This is a genomic window from Corallococcus praedator (genome assembly GCF_003612125.1).
In the GTDB taxonomy this organism is placed as follows: Bacteria; Myxococcota; Myxococcia; order Myxococcales; family Myxococcaceae; genus Corallococcus; species Corallococcus praedator.
Genome location: NZ_RAWI01000032.1, coordinates 1 through 19,995 on the forward strand (window position 1 = coordinate 1; position 19,995 = coordinate 19,995).

The 19,995-nt window shown below is 67.0% G+C and carries 10 protein-coding genes and 1 pseudogene; 6 read left to right on the forward strand and 5 right to left on the reverse strand.

Going from position 1 to position 19,995, the window contains the following annotated elements; translation table 11 throughout:
- The first annotated feature begins 50 nt into the window (after positions 1-50).
- Positions 51-1,052, forward strand: coding sequence for a tRNA dihydrouridine(20/20a) synthase DusA (dusA, locus tag D7Y13_RS06615; protein ID WP_120530997.1), 1,002 nt, complete (start codon positions 51-53; stop codon positions 1,050-1,052).
- 95 nt (positions 1,053-1,147) lie between these two features.
- Here dusA and D7Y13_RS06620 read toward each other — a convergent pair whose 3' ends face one another.
- Positions 1,148-1,750: a beta/gamma crystallin family protein gene (locus D7Y13_RS06620; protein WP_120530998.1), complete on the reverse strand. Its 603-nt coding sequence runs from the start codon at positions 1,748-1,750 to the stop codon at positions 1,148-1,150.
- A gap of 287 nt (positions 1,751-2,037) precedes the next feature.
- On the opposite strand from D7Y13_RS06620, the gene D7Y13_RS06625 reads away from it, so the two are divergent.
- The 5 genes and pseudogenes from D7Y13_RS06625 (at position 2,038) to D7Y13_RS48995 (ending at position 8,209) form a co-directional block, all read left to right on the forward strand.
- Positions 2,038-2,472 (forward strand): tetratricopeptide repeat protein, encoded by a 435-nt coding sequence (locus D7Y13_RS06625; RefSeq protein ID WP_158622149.1) that lies wholly within the window; start codon positions 2,038-2,040, stop codon positions 2,470-2,472.
- Positions 2,473-2,637: pseudogene (locus D7Y13_RS06630) on the forward strand (CHAT domain-containing protein); the annotation flags it as partial.
- Positions 2,638-2,788: 151 nt separating this feature from the next.
- Positions 2,789-7,519: an RHS repeat domain-containing protein gene (locus D7Y13_RS06635; protein WP_158620257.1), complete on the forward strand. Its 4,731-nt coding sequence runs from the start codon at positions 2,789-2,791 to the stop codon at positions 7,517-7,519.
- Complete coding sequence (locus D7Y13_RS45130) at positions 7,516-7,923, forward strand: hypothetical protein (protein WP_147444155.1); 408 nt, start codon at positions 7,516-7,518, stop codon at positions 7,921-7,923. Before D7Y13_RS06635 ends, D7Y13_RS45130 begins: the two co-directional genes overlap by 4 nt.
- 97 nt (positions 7,924-8,020) lie before the next feature.
- On the forward strand, positions 8,021-8,209 hold the full coding sequence (locus D7Y13_RS48995; RefSeq protein WP_369333594.1) for a helix-turn-helix domain-containing protein: 189 nt from the start codon (positions 8,021-8,023) through the stop codon (positions 8,207-8,209).
- A 674-nt stretch (positions 8,210-8,883) separates the two neighbouring features.
- Here the strand turns inward: D7Y13_RS48995 and D7Y13_RS06645 are convergent.
- From D7Y13_RS06645 to D7Y13_RS47800, 4 genes are all read right to left on the reverse strand, one after another.
- Positions 8,884-9,981 carry a M12 family metallopeptidase gene (locus D7Y13_RS06645; protein ID WP_158620258.1) on the reverse strand — a complete coding sequence of 366 codons (1,098 nt, stop codon included), beginning with the start codon at positions 9,979-9,981 and terminating at the stop codon, positions 8,884-8,886.
- A gap of 254 nt (positions 9,982-10,235) precedes the next feature.
- Entirely contained in the window at positions 10,236-12,353 is a 2,118-nt protein-coding gene (locus D7Y13_RS06650) for a Kelch repeat-containing protein (protein WP_120582149.1), read from the reverse strand.
- 74 nt (positions 12,354-12,427) lie between these two features.
- Positions 12,428-13,735, reverse strand: coding sequence for an Ig-like domain-containing protein (locus D7Y13_RS06655; RefSeq protein WP_147444156.1), 1,308 nt, complete (start codon positions 13,733-13,735; stop codon positions 12,428-12,430).
- 135 nt (positions 13,736-13,870) lie between these two features.
- The gene (locus D7Y13_RS47800) at positions 13,871-19,981 is read right to left on the reverse strand and encodes a Kelch repeat-containing protein (RefSeq protein ID WP_233595261.1); all 6,111 of its coding nucleotides are present in this window, start codon (positions 19,979-19,981) and stop codon (positions 13,871-13,873) included.
- Between the last annotated feature and the right edge of the window lie 14 nt (positions 19,982-19,995).

The window sequence follows — 19,995 nt, forward strand, 5'->3', positions numbered from 1 at the left end:
CTCCGGGAGGCCTCTGGGCGGAAGGCGGGATTCCGGATAGGGAAGGGGAGATGACTGCCCTGGCCTATCCCATGCCGCTGTGTGTCGCGCCGATGATGGACTGGACGGACCGGCACTGCCGGTACTTCTTCCGTCAGATTACGCGCCACACCCTGCTCTACACGGAGATGGTGACCACGGGCGCGGTGCTGCACGGCAAGCGCGACCGCCTGCTGGGCTTCACGCCGGCCGAGCACCCCGTCGCCCTCCAACTGGGAGGCTCGGAGCCGGAGGACCTGGCGGCCTCCGCGCGCATCGGCGAGGAGTGGGGCTACGACGAGATCAACCTCAACGTGGGCTGCCCCAGCGACCGGGTGCAGTCCGGCCGGTTTGGCGCGTGCCTGATGGCGGAGCCGGACCTGGTGGCCCGGGGCGTGGCGGCGATGCGGGAGGCGGTGCGCATCCCGGTGACGGTGAAGTCGCGCATCGCGATTGACGACATGGAGGAGTGGGCGACGCTGGAGGACTTCGTGCGGCGCGTGTCGCAGGCGGGCTGCACGCGCTTCATCGTGCATGCGCGCAAGGCGTGGCTGAAGGGCCTGAGTCCCAAGGAGAACCGGGACGTGCCGCCGCTGCGGTACGACCTGGTGTACCGGCTGAAGCAGGAGTTCCCCCACCTGGACATCAGCCTCAACGGCGGGGTGAAGACGCTGGACGCGGCGGCCGAACACCTGCCCCGCGTGGACGGCGTGATGATGGGCCGGGCGCCCTACGAGTCGCCCTATGTGCTGGCGGACGCGGACCGGCGCTTCTTCGGCGGCACGCAGGCGCCCCCCACGCGGCATGAGGTGGTGGACGCGATGCTGCCGTACATCGAAGCGCAGCGAAGCCAGGGCGCGCCGCTGGGCGCCATCACCCGGCACATGCTGGGGCTCTTCCAGGGCCTGCCGGGCGCGCGCGCGTGGCGCCGGCACCTGAGCGAGAACGCCCACCAGGACGGCGCGGGCCCGGAGGTGGTGCTCGCCGCCGCCGCGAAGGTGCCGCGCGAAGCGGCGCTCCAGGCCGTGGCCTGACCTCCGCCAGCCGGTGTGTGTCTTTGAGAAGCGCCCACGGCCGGCCTCTCCGAGGAGAGGCCGGCCGCTTCATTTCTCCCCCAATGCTTGACGCGTTACTGGGTCCAGATGATGGACGAGGCGCGGTCGTTCATCGCCGCTCCGACCTGTCCGCAGCCCGTACCGCAGTTCACGATCGCACCCGTGTAGTTGGGGTTCTCGTAGAAGTACGTGTTGTTGCACCCCGAGTAGGACAGCGAGGACGAGATGAAGTTGTCCCAACCATACGCGGCGAGGTTCGGCGCGCCGTGGTTCCAGCCCACGCAGGAAACGTCGCTCGTGAAGGTGAACGAGGCGCCACCGTAGTAGTCGTGCTCGTACACGACGCCGATGACATACGTCGCCAGGCTGGCCATCTGGTCCACGTCCTCCTGCTTGAGGTCCGCGGGCTTGGCCTGGGCGGAGAGCTGAACGCTCCCCTTGCTCGCGAAGGCGATCGAATCCGCGAAGGTGTCGAAACAGTCGACCCGGGTCGGCGCGGCACTCTGCGCCAGGGGCTGCCCCTTCGGCTGCGCGGCCGTCTGGGCGACACAGTGCGCCGCGGTGCGTGCGAGCCCCTTCGCGTCAGTGGTCGGGTTCATCTCCTCGCTCTCAGCGAGCCCTCCGCACCCCGTGATGGCAAGCATGAGTCCAGAGACCATCGACAGTCGCTTCATCATTGCGTTCTCCTGGGTTTTCATTGGATGGAAGCCATTCGGCACGCAAGTCGTTGAGTGCCAAAGGCGTTGTCGTACGGGTGCCGCATGAGCAGGTGTTCGGCTCGTCCCGGCTTCACTTCGTGGGTCCGAGCAAATCCCCCTCAAATTGAAAGAGCCGACGAGGAATTAATCGATGCACAAGATCTTCGGGCCGCGGTGGCGCGCGCAGTTCCACGCCGCAGGCGGTCATTGCGCATACGATGGCAGGCGTTGGGTGATGGAAGGGGGAACCATGCGGCAGGTGTTTGGTGGATGTTTGTGGCCGTCCTGTACTGCGCGACGCACGGCTGCCAGAGGCGCAGAACGCCTATGACGAGGGGAAGGCCCTCGGTCATGCTGGCAGCTGCGCGGAGGCCGCAGCGCGGTTCGAACATGCGCTCGCGCTGCGGGAGGCAGTGCTCGGGGGCTTGCATCCAGACGTCGCCGACCGCCTGGAGCTTCTTGGCAAGATGCACTTGCATCAGGGGGACTTCGCCCGAGCCGAGCTACTGCTTCAACGGGGGCTCTCCAACCGGGAGGCGGACTTCGGAGGGAATCATCCCCTCGTTGCCCCATCACTCAACAGCCTCGCCAACCTCTATTCGGACCAGGGGATGAACGTCCAGGCCGAGCTGCTCTACACACGCTCGCTGGCCATTCGGGAGGTGGCCTTCGGCAAGGACCATCTCCTCGTCATGGCGTGAGCGGAGACGGTGGTGATGAGCCTGTGGGCGGGGCAGGGGCGGGCCACGGCGCTGCGGGAGGCCATGCGCGCATTCCGGAAGCTCCGGCCCCATCCCCACTTCTGGGCCCCCTTCATCGTCGTGGGCCGGGACACACCGCTGCGTGCGTTGGGCCCACACCCTTGACGGCAGGCCGAGTGCGCCCGGGCACTTCGAAGTCCCTCCAGCGGCCAGCGGATTTCCTGCATTGTTTTCCACCTGGGCGGCTCATTGCCTTATGCACCGCCCCTGGCCTGCCCGTTACTACGTCCATTCACTGCTGGCGCGTTCCCTGCCCATGCGCCACGCCGCCATCGCCTTGCTCGTCCTCTGCGCGGCCGTGGCACAGGCGCAGGAAACCACGACGTATGCGGAGCTGTCGAAGGCCGTCAAGGCGCCGAATGCGGTCGCTGCAATCGGCACCGACCTGTTCGGCGACCAGATCAACCTCTACAACGGACAGCTGGAATTCACGCAGACCGACGTCAGCCTGCCCGGCAACAGCAAGCTGCCGGTCGCAGTCGGGCGCAGGTTGATCACCAACACCTACTCTCCGAGTGTCCGGCCCTTCGGCAGATGGCAGCTCGACATCCCGCACCTCCACGGCATGTTCTCCCGCAGGGATGGATGGAGGGCCGCCGACGGCACCCAGGCTCGCTGCAGCAGCTTCGGCGCGCCGTGGGCGGTCGCGGGCGGCGCCAACGTCGGCCATTGGGACCCCGAGGAGTTCTGGCAGGGCAACTTCCTCTACGTTCCTGGCCAGGGCGATCAGCAATTGCTGCTGCGCAGTCCGGACAACACCGCCGCGCCGGGCCCGGTGGAGGACTACCCGGTGGTCACCAGCAAGTTCTGGTCGGCCCGTTGCCTGCCGACGCTGGCCAACAGCACCACCCTGGGCGAAGGCTTCCTGGTGATTTCGCCCGATGGGACGAAGTACCGCTTCGATCAGCTCGTGACCTACTCGGCCAAGGGCCTGACCAAGTCGCTTGATTCCCTCAGGCTGCGCGGCGACGACACCCCGACACGGACCGGCTCACCCACGCCAAGCCCCACGCCGCTGGCCGCCGATCACTACATCCTGACCCGCCAGGAAGTGTGGCTGCTGCCGACGCTCATCACCGACCGCTTCGGCAACACGGTGCAATACACCTACGATGCCACCCATCCCGAAAACGTCACGACGATCAGCGGAAGCGACGGGCGCGTCCTTCAACTGTTCTACAACGAGGCCAGAAGTCCCAACCTGATCACCTCGGTCTCGGACGGAGTCCGCACCTGGAACTACAGCTATCGTGATTCCAATCATGGCATTGCCGACCTGCATCGGGTGACGCTGCCAGACCAGACGAGCTGGGACTTCAGCGGCACGGACCCGCTGTCAGAGGAGCTCATGTTCCTGAGCGCCGCCTCGTGTGAGGATCCGGCGTACCTCAATCCGTACGAGGTCACGGGCACCATGCGTCATCCGTCGGGCGCGCGCGGCAGCTTCACGCTGACGCCCACCGTGCACGGTCGCTCCAATGTGGAGAAGCAGTGTCGCATCATCACGGGCGGCGCCATGTACGCGTTGATTCCGCGCTATTTCTACAGCTATGCGCTGACCCGCAAGGCCATTGAGGGTCCGGGCGTGGCCAGCATGGCCTGGACCTACGGTTATGGCCCGCCCAATGCCAGTTGGGAGCCCTGCGGCGCCGGCTGCCCGTCGACCAAGACGGTGACGGTGGTCGACTCCCGCAACGACGTGACGCGGTACACCTTCGGCAACAGCTACAACGTCACGGAAGGCCAGTTGCAGAGGGTCGACACCGGCTGGAATGGCAACACCGCGCTGAGCACCAGGACGATGCGCTACCGGGCGCCGGGCGCAGGGCCCTACCCCCTGCGTGCCGGCGCTGGCAGCTACAGCCTCGGCGACGGCGACCTGCTCGCCCGCATCATGCCGGTCGACCAGCAGGTCATCACGCAGCAGGGCGTGACGTTCCAGTGGACCGCGAACGGCTTCGACACCTTCGCCCGCCCTACGTCCGTCACCCGCTCCAACAGCCTGGGCTATGGCCGTGGCGAGACGACGACCTACAGCGACAACCTTGGGGCGTGGGTGCTGGGACAGGTTGCCACTGTGACGGAGAGCAGCACTGGCAAGGTGATGGCGTTGAACACCTATCACCCGACTTCCGCGGCGCTGACGACGGCCAGCAGCTTTGGCGTGCTGGATGAGACGCTGACGTACCACCCGGACGGCACGCTGGCCAGTCGCAAGGATGGCAGGAACCAGACGACCACGTTTTCGAACTACAAGGCAGGCCTGCCGCAGAACACCCACTATCCGACCGGCGCGACCGAGAGCTCGGTCATCAACAGCATCGGTCAAATCATGTCCACCACCGACGCGGCGGGCTTCTCGACCAGCTACGGCTACGATGCGATGGGCAGGCTCAATCTCATCACGTATCCGGTCGGCGATACGGTGGCGTGGAATGCCACCTCGATGGTGCTGGAACCCGTTGATACCGATGAGTACGGCCTGCCCGCAGGGCACTGGCGCCAGACGGTGTCGACAGGCAACGCGCGCAAGGTCACCTACCTGGATGCCTTGTTCCGCCCGCTGCTGACGCGCACTTTCGACACAGGCGACGAGGAGGGCACGCGCCGCATGGTCCTGCGCCGCTTCGACCTCAACGGCAAGCCCACCTTCGAGTCGTATCCGCAGCGAAGCATCAGTGACATCAGCGAGAGCCCTGACGGCGCCAACACGGTCTACGATGCGCTGGGCCGTGTCATCAGCATCACCACGGCGAGCGAACTGGGAGACCTGACGACCTCCACCGACTACCTGAACGGCTTCGTGCGGCGCGTGACCAATGCGCGCGGCGAGGTGTCCGACACCCGATTCTGGGCACTCGACCAGCCATCGGAAGCGGCTCCGGCCACCATCGTGCAGCCGTATGGACTGACGACGACGATTGCGCGCAACGTGTTCGGGCGGACGACAGCCATCATCCGTGGCGTGGGCGGCGTTTCCTCCAAGCGCAACTACGTCTACGACGCCCATCAGCGCCTGTGTAAGACGATCGAGCCCGAGACCGGCGCCACCGTGCAAGCCTACGATGCGGCCGGCAACATCGCCTGGCGCGCCGGTGGCCTGGCCTTGCCGTCGCCAGGCAACTGCGACAGCGCCAGTGTCATGCCTTCCAGGAAGATCACGTACGACTACGATGGGTTGAATCGCATGACGAGCACGCTCTTCGGCGACGGCAGCCCGTCCATCACGCAAACCTATACGGCTGACGGTTTGCCGCTGACGAACACGTCCAACGGCGCGGCCTGGACCAACACCTACAATCGCCGCCGTCTGCTGGAAGAGGAGAAGCTCGACTACGGCGGCCGGACGTACCTCATCCATCGCGCCTATGACGCCAACGCGTCACTGCTCAAGCTGACCTACCCTGATACGGCGCGCACGGCCATCACCTACAGCCCCAATGCGCTGGGCGAACCGAGCGGGGTGAGCGGCTACGCCAGCTCCATCACCTATCACCCCAGCGGGGCCATTGCCGGCTTCACCTACGCCAACGGCATCGTCCATACGATGACGCAGACGGTACGCGGCTTGCCGGAGCGGGTCAGCGACACGGGCGTGCTGGATGATGTCTACAGCTATGACGAGAACGGCAACGTCATTGCCATTGAAGATCTCGAGGGCCCGAACTCGCGCTACATGGCCTACGACGCGCTCGACCGCCTGAGTCGGGTCGGTGCACCTGGGCGGTGGGGTGATGTCACCTACGGCAACGATGCGCTCGACAACATCGTTTCGACCACGGTCACCTCGGGCGCGACGGCGCGCACGAGCACGCACGCCATCGACTATGCACGCAACCGCTTGACCAGCATCAGCAGCAATGCCGCGTCGTACAGCTTCGGCTACACCTATGACAGCGGTGGAAACATCGTGAAGCGCGGCGGGCAGGCCTATGCGTTCGATCTGGCCAACCGCATGACGTCAGCCACCGGGAAGGCGGCCTACGCGTACGATGGGCGCGGTCGGCGAATCAAGATCGTCAAGACCGATGGCAGCAACCAGACGCAGCTCCAGCTCTACACGCAGGATGGACAACTGCTCTATGAAACGACCGCGGTGGGAGCCTCGGCGCCCGTGGAAAGCAGGTATGTGTACCTGGGCGGCACGCTCCTGGCCGATATCGGCGTGTCCTACGTGCATACCGATGGCCTGGGCAGTGTGGTGGCGCGCACGGATTCGGCGCGCACGATTCAGAGCCGGACCTTCTATGAACCGTATGGCCTGACGCACAGCGGTGCGGAGCCGACCCTCGGCTTCACGGGGCATGTGAACGACAGCGACACCGGCCTGGTCTATATGCAGCAGCGGTATTACGACCCGGTGGCGGCGCGGTTCTTGAGCATTGATCCGGTGATCACGGACAGTAATACGGGGAGTGCTTTCAATCGTTACTCCTACGCCAACAACAGCCCATATCGGTTCATTGATCCCGATGGGCGCAATCCTGTTCTGCTCGCACTCCTTCCCCCCATGGCCATCGCCGGGGCTGTTGGGGGCGGCCTGAACGCGTTGGATCAATATCTCTCCACTGGGAATGTCCAATGGGGGGGAGCAAACGGTGTTCTTGGCGCTGCGGCTGAATCTGCAGCCTTCGGCTTCATGGGCGGTATAACGGGCGGCAGCAGAAGCGCGATAGTAAGTACGGAAGCTCGATCCTTGGCTCAAGGCGTAAACCTTGAGAAGTCACTCGCAAGCTCAGCGCAGACATCAAAGATACTTGCAGGTAAGGGAGAGGTCATCGCAGGGGCGGGAACGAAGACGCCATATCGTGATGCGCCTCGACTGGGAAGCCAGCACGGAGGCAACGCAGCCGACTGGCAGAAAGTTTCAGGTGGAAATCATGTCGCTAAGGATGGAACAAAAATCGAAACGCATGCCGCTCAGAATCAAGTCACGGGACAAGTCGTAGAACTGAAGACCAAGCTCAGGGATGAAGGTATGCCATGATGGTCAGGTGCATTGCTGACAAGTTGAGTGACGAGCAGAAAATCCTGCTGCGAATAGCTCAAGGCCATTCAACGTCATATCAGCTGCAAATAGGCAGTGATTACCTCGTCCTTGCACTCACCTTTAGTCTGCCGACTGAGCCCTATGGCGGAGGGGCCGAATATCAGATCCTTAATGGCTTTGGTGTGTGCCGCAGTGTTCCGGCCTGTTTGTTCAATGTTATTGACAACCGGGCCTCGGAATATTGGCGCGTCCGTCAAGATGAAGATGGCTCACTTCTTTTGTGGCCGGAGGAGTTCTTCGTGGACTTCTTCCATGACGATCTCAGCGAGGGGCGCTTGGAAACCGTCAACTCATTCAAGAAGGTAGTCCAGAAGTTGCAGCGGGAGTTCGAATCCGGCTGAAAGCGGCGAACGGGAGACGTTGGTTTCCTGGATGCTACGGCCCAGTCCTTTGACCGGGAGGAGATTCGTGCGCGGGCTGCCTGGGTGCTGCTCGTGCATGAGGGAAGGGCTCAGTATGGCTCTCCGAGAGAGGCTGCGGCCAGGCGCGGCGCGGCGCCTCAGTGAGGAGCAGGCCAGTGAGGTGGTAGCCATGGTGTGCGCACCGCCGCCTGAAAGCCGCGCTCGCTGGGCGGTCCGCCTCATTGCACAGGAGATAGTGCGTCGGGGCCTAACCTGCTTCAGGTAAGTCCGTTAAGGCTATGTCCGCAGGATGCAGGCCGGTTCCCAGCCGAGGTGTGCGTCGTCGGCTGGCTACATCCAGTTTGAGGCAACCTGGCCCCAGCGCTCACTATGAGCCGGGTACCCGCAGGACGCAGGCCGGTTCCCAGCGCACCGCGTCCTTAAGCAACTTCCCTGAAGGGGGGAGTGCCACGGGAGGGCTGGGAATCCGTGCGTGAGTCGCTCCTGCGTCCTGACTCGAAGCCGTGGCGGGAAGAATTGTGGTGCGTGCCTGAACTCCCAGGACGCCGAGCGCACGGAGGACGTACTGGCGCTGTACCAGCAGCCCCAGTGCAATAAGGAGTCCGTCGTCTGCTTCGATGAGTGGCCCGTGCAGTTGTTGGAGTGGGGGCGGTACGGAGTGCGTGACGGGCGGCGACTCTGGCGCCGATTCACGCTTCACTACACCCCGTGCACGGCAGCTGGCTCAATCAGGCCGAGATGGAAATCTCACTCCTCTCACACCAGTGTCTGGGCAAGCGGCGCATCCCCACGCTCGACGAGCTCCGCCACAGAACGAGCGCATGGGCGAAGTGAGCGAATCGCCAGCGGTTTCAAACCCGCTGGCGATTCACTGTGCCGAAGGTCCGCGCGAAGTTCTGCTAAGGCTCACCAAACTTCACCCGGTCAATGGATTGGCGCTCAGTAGCCCCCGGCGTAGTTGAAGCCCTCCCGGAGCCCCAGCCAGGTGCTGTAGCAGACATGCTCGGGATTGCCGTTCGCACCGTACAGGCATTCCTCGGTGACCTGATTCCCAAGGTAGTAGCTGTGGATGCCGGGCTGCAGGGTGGTGCTGAGGTTGGTCAGCATCGTCCAATGGCTGATGACTTCATAGCGCCCGGAGAAATAGTTCAGTTGGAGGACGGAGCCCAGCGTGGCGGGAACCGTGCGGCCGCGGTCGGCCCAGAAGGTGACGTAGTGGTCCGTCGCCACGTAGACACTCCAGGGGTCTTGGCGCCGCTCGGTCTCGACCGCCTGCACGCTGGCGTACAGCCCCCCGTACATCCAATTGATGATGTTCAGGTCTCCCGGGGACAGCGCGGTGTGCTGGGTGCTGAACAGGCTGCCATCGAGCCGGGTGATGGTGGGCTGCCCGTTGGAGGAGAAGGAATGCGGGTGGTACATCATGATGGAGTTGAAGTCGAACGGTCCTCGATCGAAGCCGTTGTGCCCCGCCTGGTCATAGCGCTCGAAGTTGTGGCTCTGTCCGGACTGGATGTTGTTCCAGTGGATGCGGACGAAACTGTCCCGGTCCAGGCGGGTCTGTTCGTGTAGCAGGCCAATGGCATGACCGATTTCGTGGATGATATTGCCGCTGTCGCAAGCATCCTCGAGGGTGATCACCTGCCGGCCGCCAGTCATTCCCAGCCTGGAGGAACAGCCCGTGCCCCGGACGAACTCCACGTAGTTGTTCTGGTTGGTGCGCTGCACGAAGCGCAGGTTCGTGAAGGTCTGCCAGTGGGAGATGGCATTCATCACCCGCGCCTGGCTGGGCAGGGTGTTGTTGACGACGTAGTACACGGTCTCGCTCGGCCACATCGTGTTGAGGGTCGCCAGCCCCGCTCCGCTGGCCGAGACGCTGGACGCCTGGGCGGGACCCTTCCCCCCGCGCAGCGCCTCGACCTGCGCTTCGGTCAGCACGATGTCTCCCTGGAAGACAGCGGTGCCGTTCTTCCTCTCCAGGGTGATGGGGCCATCCGGGCTCTGGACGGTGAACGGGACACCCACGACTTCAGGCATGGCCACCTCGAGCTTGCAGGTGGCACAGGGCTCCTGCGCACTGGAGGACTCCTGCTCCGGCTGACAGGCAATTACGAGCGGAAACAACACAAGGGATGCGGCACGGAAAGTTCGTTTCATGGGGACCTGGGTGAGGCGTTGCGTGGACGATACACTCGGGGGTGCTTCAAGGCGGGTCCCGCAGGAGCCAGCGACGCGGTAGGGAAAACGCGAAGCAGCGGGTTCGCTGCATGGCTGTCATTGGAATCAATGACTCACGGGCGCATGGCGTGTACAGCCCCGTCCACGTGAGCGAGCCGATGGCGTCGCAGGCGCTTGCCATCGGGCCGAACTGTCGCCTTGGGGTTGTGGCGAGGTGAGGCCATGGAGCCCCGCGACGGCCGACTCAAGGAGGCACTGGGAGTTTCGGGCGTATAGAGTTCCGTCTCCGCGATGGAGCCGCCAGTGCTCCATCCTCCCGAAATGAGGACCTTGCCGTTGGGCAGCAGCGTTGACGTGTGGTCCTGGCGAGGAAAGGCCATGGCGCCGGTGGCGCTCCAAGTGCCCGTGGCCGGGTCGTAGACCTCCGTCTCCGCCAGGATGTCGCTCTCGCCCCATCCTCCCGCAATGAGGACCTTGCCATTGGGCAGCAGCGTCGCCGTGTGGTCGCCGCGAGGCGAGGCCATGGCGCTGGTGGCGCTCCACGTGCCCGTGGCCGGGTCGTAGACCTCCGTCTCCGCGAGGGCGTCGCTCTGGCCCCAGCCGCCCGAGACGAGGACCTTGCCGTCGGGCAGCAGCGTCGCCGTGTGGCTTTCGCGAGGTGAGGCCATGGCGCCGGTGGTGCTCCAGATGCCCGTGGCCGGGTCGTAGACCTCCGTCTCCGCGAGGACGTCGCTCCCGTCGTACCCTCCCGAGACGAGGACCTTGCCGTCGGGCAGCAGCGTCGCCTTGTGGTAGCTGCGAGGCGAGGCCATGGCGCCGGTGGTGCTCCAGGTGCCCGAGGCCGGGTCATATACCTGCGCCGTCGCCTCGGAGCCGCTGGCGCCGTCGCCTCCGGTGACGAGGACCTTGCCGTTGGGCAGCAGCGTCGCCGTATGGCCATCGCGAGGCGAGGCCATGGCGCTGGTGGCGCTCCAGGTTCCCGTGGCCGGGTCGTACAGCTCCGCTATGTCACCGCTTCCCTCCCATCCCCCCGAGACCAGGACCTTGCCATTGGGCAGCAGCGTTGCCGTGTGCCAGACATGCGGTGCGACCATGGCGCCGGTGGCGCTCCAGGTGCCTGTGGCCGGATCGTACAGCTCCGCCAGGTTATCGCTCCCGACGTTGCCCCCCGCGACGAGGACCTTGCCATTGGGGAGCAGCGTCGCCGTGTTGCCATAGCGAGGCGAGGCCAGGGCGCCCGTCAGGGCCCACCATTCGGAGGCACAGCTGCGCAGCCCCGTCACCGAGAAGCTCCGGGTGGCGGTGAGGCCGAAGGCGTTGGTGATGGTGACGGTGATGGCAGGCGTCACCCTGCCTTCGGCACAGGAGGGGGCCGTCCAGGAAGTGCTGCTCGTGGTGGCGCCGTGGGTTGGGATGCCCAGCGAGCCGGTGTTGGCGGTCCAGGCGAAGGAGAGCGAGGAGCCCTCGGGGTCGCTGGCCACCACCTCGAAGGTGAGCACCTGCGCGGGGGAGGCGGTGCCCGAGGAACTGGAGGAGGAGACGATGACGGGAGGTGAGTACTCCCCCCCGCCAGGGGTGACGTAGACGGAAAGGGAGAGGGAGGAGGCAAGGCCCTGGGCGTCCGTCGCGGTGAAGGTGAGCGTCTGGAGACCGGCGGAGGCAGGCGCCGTCCATGAGGTGGAGGCCGAAGAGGCCGAGGAGAAGGCGCCCGCGGTGGAGGACCAGGCGTAGGAGACGGTGTCGCCGGGGTTGGGGTCATGCGCGGCGGCGACGAGCAAGAGCGAGCCGCCCGCGGTGACGGAGGTGGAAGAGGCCACCAGGGAGTCAATGAGCGGAGCCTCGTTGAGGAAGGGAGGCGGCGCGTTGACCTGCTGGAGGGTGATGACGACGAAGGCCATCTGGTTGGCGACGATGGAGACGCCGGAGGCGGAGCCCTGGAAGAGCAGGGTGCCCGAGGTGTCGAAGGCCTGAGCGAGGAAGGAGCGGTGGGAGCCCGCGGGGAGGTTGCCGAGGACGCCGCCCCAGGCGCCGTCGGTGGAGGCGAGGTCGACGGAGATGGAGGAGAACTCGGCGGCGCTGGCGGTGACGGAGATGCGGGTGACGGAGGCGGCGAGCGCCTGGGGCACGGAGACGGCGAGCTGGGTGGCGCCGGTACCGGAGGAAGAGGCGGAGCAGCCCGCGAGCAGTGCCAGCGTGAGTGCCAGCCCCAGGCGAGTGGATGTCTTTGTCATGAGGCAGGCCTCGATGCTGAGGAAATGAAGCAGCGGACCCCGTGCGCCGGGCTCCGCTGCGTGGGGGCTCGACCCTATGGGGTACAGCTCGACAGCCCTGTCACCGCGAAGCTCTGGGTGGCTGTCGCGTTGAAGGCGTTGGTGACAGTGGCGGTGATGAGCGTGGGAGTGCCCTCGGTGACACAGGCGGGAGCCGTCCAGGTGATGCGGCTGTTGGAGGGGCCACTGACGGGCGCGCCCAGCGAGCCGGTGTTGGCAGACCAGGCGAAGGAGAGCGCGGAGTCCTCGGGGTCGTTGGCCACCACCTCGTACGTGAGCACCTGGGCCGCGGAGGCGGAGTCCGAGGAGCGGTAGGTGTGGATGATCAGGGGCGGGAGGTGGTTGGGGGCCGGCGAGGTATTGGCAACGCACAGTGCCACGGTGCCGGTGGTCTGCCCGCCGCGTCCGTCTGAGACAGAGACGGTCAGGTTGCAGTTGTTGCAGGAGTCGGCGGGGAGCGCGGAGGGGGTGAACGAGGCGGCGCTGGAGGAGGCCTGGGTCCAGGTGCCGACACAGGAGGCGCTCCAGGCGTAGGAGAGGCCATCGCCATCCAGGTCCGAGGCCGAGACAGAGACAGAGGTGGTCTGCCCCACGGCCAATTGAGAGGCGGTGGCGGTGAGGGCGGCGACGCGGGGTGAGGAGTTGAAGGAAATGGAGAGCTGCGCATCCCCCTGCCCGCCGCCAGACAAGACATTGATGGTCAGTGAGAAGAGGGTGGAGAGGCCGCCGGAGTCCGTGACGGTGAAGGTGAGGGTCTGGAGACCGGCGGAGGCAGGCGCCGTCCAGGAGGTGGAGGCCGAGGAGGTCGAGGAGAAGGAGCCCGCGGTGGAGGACCAGACGTGGGAGAGGGTGTCGCCCGGGTTGGGGTCGTGCGCGGCGGCGACGAGCAAGAGCGAGCCGCCCGGGGGCACGGAGGTGGAAGAGGCCACCAGCGAGTCAATGAGCGGAGCCCCGTTGAGGAAGGGAGGCGGCGCGTTGACCTGCTGGAGGGTGATGGCGACGAAGGCCGTCTGGCCCGCGACGATGGAGACGCCGGAGGCGGAGCCCTGGAAGAGCAGGGTGCCCGAGGAGTCGAAGGCCTCGGCAAGGAAGGACCGGTTGGCACCCGTGGGGATGTTGCCGAGGAGGCCACCCCAGGCGCCGTTGGTGGAGACGAGGTCCACGGAGACGGAAGGGAAGTCGGCGGCGCTGGAGGTGACGGAAACGCGGGTGACGGAGGCGGAGAGGGCCTGGGGCACGGAGACGGTGACCTGCATCGAGCCGGTGTCGGAGGAAGCGGTGGAGCAGCCCGCGAGCAGCGCCAGCGCGAGCGCCAGCAGCAGGTGCATGGACGGTCTTTTCATGGGGCACTTCCTTGCAATGGAGGGAATGAAGCCGCGAACCCGGGTGTGCTGGGTCCGGCGAGGTGTCTGGGATTGAAGCCAATGACTGGCGGGGCTCGGTACGTAGACTGAGCCCCGCCACCAGGGATGCCGTCTCTACCTGCGCCGCTCGAGACGAGGGCCCGGCCATCGGGTCGCCGCGCCGCCGCCGTTGCCAGGGGGCTGATAGCGTCGCAGGAGCTTGTTGTCGGGCAGCAGCGTCGCTGGGTCGATGGAGCGGCGCGGGGCCAGGGAGCCCGTCGAGACCCCTCCCGCGAAGCCACTCGAATCTCCGGGCGTACACAGCTCCGCTGCCGCCAGGTAGCGGCCATCGTATCCGCCCGAGACGAGGATCTGACCGCTGGGCAGCAGCGTCGCCGTGTGGAGGAGGCGGGGCGAGGCCATGACGCCAGTTGCGTTCCAGGTGCCCGAGGCCGGGTCGTACATCTCGGATTCCGCCAGGTAGCCGCTCTCGCTGTAGCCCCCCGAAACGAGGACCTTGCCGTTGGGCAGCAGCGTCGCCGTGTGGCTGGCGCGGGGTGAGGCCATGGGGCCCGTAGAACTCCAGGTGCCCGAGGCCGGGTCATACACCTCCGCCGTCTCGAGGAGGCCGCTGTCGCCCTCTCCCCCCGCGACGAGAATCCTTCCGTCGGGAAGCCGCGTCGCCGTATGCGAGGAGCGAGGCGAAGCCATGGTGCCCGTCACGCTCCAGGTGCCCGCGTCCGGCTCGTACACCTCCACCGTCGCAAGCGAGCCGCTGTCGTTGGCTCCCCCCGAGACGAGGACCCTGCCGTCGGGCAGTCGCGTCGCCGTGTGGCGAAGGCGAGGGGACGCCATGGAAGCAGCAGCGCTCCAGGTACCCGCGTCAGGAGCGTACACCTCCGTCTCCGCGAGGAGGGTGCTCTCGCCGTACCCTCCCACGACGAGGACCTTGCCGTCGGGCAGCAGCGTCGCCGTGTGGTCCTGGCGAGGCGAGACCATGGCGCCCATCGGGTTCCAGGTGTCCGCGTCAGGAGCGTACAGCTCCGCTTCCGCGAGGAGGCCGCTCTCGTCGTAACCGCCCGACACGAGGAGCTTGCCGTTGTTCAGCAGCGTCGCCGTATGACCGGCGCGGGGTGAGGCCATGGAGGCTGCCGCGCTCCAGGTGCCCGAGGCCGGTTCGTACAGCTCCGCTGTCGCTGGGAATTCGCTTTCGTTGACTCCCCCCGCGACGAGGAGCTTGCCGTTGTTCAGCAGCGTCGCTGAGTGGTGGATGCGAGACGAGGCCATGGCGCCCGTCGAGGCCCAACCCACGGTGTTACTGGCGGTTCCGGGCGTGTACACCTCCGCCGTCGCAAGGGTGCGAGAGTTGTCGTATCCGCCCGCGGCGAGGACCGTGCCATTGGGCAGCCGCGTCGCTGTGTGCCCCTCGCGAGGCGAGGACATGGAGTCGGTCCTGCTCCAGGTGCCCGAGGCCGGGTCGTAGACCTCCGCCTCCGCGAGGGGGGCGTTCTCGCCATACCCCCCCGCGATGAGGACCGTGCCGTCGTTCAGCAGCGTCGCCGTGTGGCCATCGTGAGGCGAGGCCATGGCGCCGGTCGCGCTCCAGGTGCCCGAGGCCGGGTCGTACACTTCCGCGAGGCCGCCTTCCCAGCCAGTTCCCCCCGAGACGAGGACCTTGCCGTTGGGGAGCAGCGTCGCCGTATGCCAGGAGCGAGGCGAGGCCATGGAGACGGTCGCGCTCCAGGTGTCCGAACTCGGGTCGTACACCTCCGCTGTCGCGAGGGCGCCGTCGTTGCTCCATCCCCCCGCGACGAGGACCCTGCCGTCGGGCAGCAGCGTCGCCGTGTGGCTCTCACGGGGCGAGGACATGGAGTCGGTCGTGCTCCAGGTGCCCGAGGCCGGGTCGTACACTTCCGAGGGGCCACCTTCCGAGCCAGTTCCCCCTGAGACGAGGACCCTGCCGTCGGGCAGCAGCGTCGCCGTGTGGCGGAGGCGAGACCAGGTCATGGAGCCGGTCGCGCTCCAGGTGCCAGAGGTCGGATCGTACACTTCCGCGAGGCCACCTTCCCAGCCAGCTCCCCCCGCGACGAGGACCTTGCCGTTGGGCAGCAGCGTCGCGGTGTGGCCAGAGCGAGACGAGGCCATGGCGCCCGTGGCTCTCCAGCTTTTCGAAGCCGGGTCGTACACCTCCGCCGTCTCGAGGAGGCCGCTATCGTCGTTGTGTCCCCCCGCGACAAGGACCTTGCCGTTGAGCAGCAGTGTCGCTGTGTGTTCGGAGCGAGGCGAGACCATGGAGCCGGGCATGTTCCAGGTGCCCGAAGCCGGGTCGTAGAGCTCCGCCGCGCCGAGTCCCACGACGATGACCCTGCCATTGGGCAGCAACGTCGCCGTGTGACTGTAGCGACGCGAGGCCATGGAGCCGGTCTCGCTCCAGGTGCCTGAAGCCGGATCGTAGACCTCCGCCTCCGCGAGAGCGTCCCCATCGCCGTAGGGCCCTCCTGTGACGAGGACCCTGCCGTCGGGCAGCAGCGTCGCCGTGTGCAAGGAGCGAGGCCAGGCCAGGGAGCCCGTCTCGCTCCAGGTGCCCGTGGCCGGGTCGTACACTTCCGCGAGGCCACTGTCCCAGCCAGTTCCCCCCGCGACGAGGACCCTGCCGTCGGGCAGCAGCGTCGCCGTGTGCAAGGAGCGAGGCGAGGCCATGAAGCCGGTCGCGCTCCAGGTGCCCGATGCCGGGTCGTACACCTCCGCCGTCTCGAGGCGATTGCCCCAACTGTTGTCATCTCCCCCCGCGACGAGGACCGTGCCATCGGGCAGCAGCGTCGCCGTGTGGTCGGTGCGACGCGAGGTCATGGAGTCGGTCGCGCTCCAGGTGCCCGATGCCGGGTCGTATTCCTCCGCCATGGGGCCGCTCTCATGGTTTCCCCCCGTGACGAGGACCCTGCCGTTGGGCAGCAGCGTCGCCGTGTGTCTGTCGCGAAATACGGCCATGGAACCCGTCGTGCTCCAGGTGCCCGAGGCCGGGTCGTACAGCTCCGCCGTCTCGAGGGGGGTGCTCTCGCCGCGCCCCCCCACGACGAGGACCCTGCCGTCGTTCAGCAGCGTCGCCGTGTGCTGGTAGCGAGGCGAGGTCATGGACCCTGTCTTGCTCCAGGTGCCCGAGGCCCGGTCGTACACCTCCGCCGTCGCGAGGCTGTCGCCCCACCTGTCTCCCCCTGCGACGAGGACCTTGCCGTTGGGCAGCAGCGTTGCCGTGTGGCGGAGCCGAGGCGGGGACAGGGCACCCGAGGACCAGCCCGCGGTGGCACGCGAAGCCACCACGGGCGGCAGGTACACCTCCGCCGCGGCGAGCTTGCCGCTCTCATCGTAGCCCCCCGCGACGAGGACCCTGCCGTTGGGCAGCAGCGTCGCCGTGTGCCAGATGCGGGGAAGGACCATGGAGGTGGCAGTCCTCCAGGTGGCGGTGGCCGGGTCGTACACCTCCGCCTCCGCGAGGAGGCCGCCGCTACGGATGCCTCCCGAGACGAGGAGCTTGCCGTCGGGCAGCAGCGTCGCCGTATGGGCGGCGCGAGGCGAGGCCAGGGCGCCCGTGGCGCTCCAGGTGCCCGAGGCCGGATCGTACAGCTCCGCCGTCGCCAGGTAGCTGGTACCGCCACTTTGTCCCCCTGCGATGAGGACCTTGCCATCGGGCAGACGCGTCGCCGTGTGGTACCCACGGGGCGCGGTCATGGCGCTCGTGGTGCTCCAGGTGCCCGAGGCCGGGTCGTACAGCTCCGCCGTCGCCTCGTAGTCGCTCGCGCCGATGCCACCGGTGACGAGGAGTTTGCCATTGGGCAGCAGCGTCGCGGTGTGGCCATAGCGGATCGAGGCCATGGCGCCCGTGGTGCTCCAGGTGCCCGAGGCCGGGTCGTACAGCTCCGCCGTCTCCAGACGTACGCCGTCGCTGACGCCTCCGGTGACGAGGAGTTTGCCATTGGGCAGCAGCGTCGCCGTATGGCCATAGCGGGTCGAGGCCATGGAGCCCGTCGTGCTCCAGGTGCCCGAGGCCGGGTTGTACAGCTCCGCCTCCGCGAGGTTGCGGCCGACGCTCTGTCCGCCCGAGACGAGCACCTTGCCGTTGGGCAGCAGCGTGGCGGCGTGGAGGAGGCGAGGCAAGGCCATGGAGCCGGTGTTGCTCCAGGAGCCCGAGGCCGCGTCGTACAGCTCCGCCGTGGCCAGGAAGCCGCCCTGGCTTCCTCCCGCGACGAGCACCTTGCCGTTGGGCAGCAGCGTCGCCGTGTGCTCGTAGCGAGGCGAGGCCATGGCGCCCGTCAAGGCCCAGCCCTCGGTGCCACAGCTGCGCAGCCCCGTCACCGGGAAGCTCCGGGTGGCGGTGAGGCCGAAGGCGTTGGTGACGGTGACGGTGATGGCAGGCGTCACTCCGTCATCGGCACAGGAGGGTGCCGTCCAGGAGGTGCTGCTCGTGGAAGCGCCATGAGTCGGAGTGCCCAGCGAGCCGGTGTTGGCGGTCCATGCGAAGGAGAGCGAGGAGCCCTCGGGGTCGCTGGCCTCCACCTCGAAGGTGAGCACCTGGGTGGGAGACGCGGTGCCCGAGGAACTGGAGGAGGACACGATGACGGGAGGGGCGTGCTCCTCCGAGGTGGAGCAGTCCGGCAGCCCCATCACCGAAAAGCTCCAGGAGGCCGTGAGGTTGAAGGCGTTGGTGACGGTGATGGTGATGACAGGCGTCATTCCCTCATCGACACAGGAGGGGGCCGTCCAGGAGATGCCGCTGGTGGAGGCGCCATCGTCAGGTGTGCCCAGCGAGCCGGTGTTGGCCTCCCAGGAGAAGGAGAGGGCGGAGCCCTCGGGGTCACTGGCCAACACCATGAAGGTGAGTTCCTCGTCGGGAGAAGCGGTGTCCGAGGAGCCGGAGGCGGCGAGGATGATGGGAGGGGAGTGCTCCTCCGAGGAGCCACAGACCGGCAGCCCCGTCACCGGGAAGCTCCGGGTGGCCGTGAGGTTGAAGGCGTTGGTGACGGTGACGGTGATGACGGGCGTCACCCCGTCATCGACGCAGGAGGGGGCCGTCCAGGAGGTGCTGCTCGTGGAGGCGCCGTGGGTCGGGATGCCTGGCGAGCCGGTGTTGGCCGCCCAGGAGAAGGAGAGCGCGGAGCCCTCGGGATCGCCAGCCGTCACCTGGAAGGTGAGCACCTGCCCGGGAGAGGCGGTGTTCGAGGAACTGGAGGAGGAGACGATGACGGGATTGAAGTGGTGGGTGGAGGTCTCGCGGACGCACAGGGCCACGGTGCCGGTGTTCTGCCTGCCACGTCCGTCGGAGACAGAGACCGTCAGGCCGCAGTTGTTGCAGGCGCTGGCGGGAAGCGCGGAGGGCGTAAACTGGGCGGAGCTGGAGGAGGCGTTGGCCCAGGAGCCCTCGCAGGAGGCGCTCCATGCGTAGGAGAGGCTGTCGCCATCCAGGTCCGAGGCCACGGCGGAGACGAAGGTGGTCTGCCCCACGGCCAGTTGGGTGGGGGACGCGTTGAGGGCGGTGACCTGGGGTGAGGTGTTGAGGGAGATGGAGATGAGCGCGGAGCCCTGCGCCCCGCTGTCGGTGACGTAGACGGAAAGGGAGAGGGAGGAGGCGAGGCCCTGGGAATCCGTCACGGTGAAGGTGAGCGTCTGGAGGCCGGTGGAGGCAGGCGCCGTCCAGGAGGTGGAGGCCGAGGTGGCCGAGGAGAAGGCGCCCGCGGTGGAGGACCAGGCGAAAGAGAAGGTGTCGCCTGGGTTGGGGTCGTGCGCGGCGGCGACGAGGGAAAGCGAGCCGCCCGCGGTGACGGAGGTGGAAGAGGCCACCAGGGAGTCAATGAGCGGAGCCTCGTTGAGGAAGGGAGGCGGCGCGTTGACCTGCTGGAGGGTGATGACGACGAGGGCCGTCTGGTTGGCGACGATGGAGACGCCGGAGGCGGAGCCCTGGAAGAGCAGGGTGCCCGAGGTGTCGAAGGCCTGGGCGAGGAAGGAGCGGTTGGAGCCCGCGGGGATGTTGCCGAGCACGCCGCCCCACGCGCCGTCGGTAGAGGCGAGGTCCACGGAGACGGAGGGGAAATCCGCGGCGCTGGCGGTGACGGAGATGCGGGTGACGGAGGCGGCGAGCGCCTGGGGCACGGAGACGGAAAGCTGGGAGGCGCCGGTACCGGAGGAAGAGGCGGAGCAGCCCGCGAGCAATGCCAGCACGAGTGCCAGCCCCAGGCGGGTGGATGTCTTTGTCATGAGGCAGACCTCGT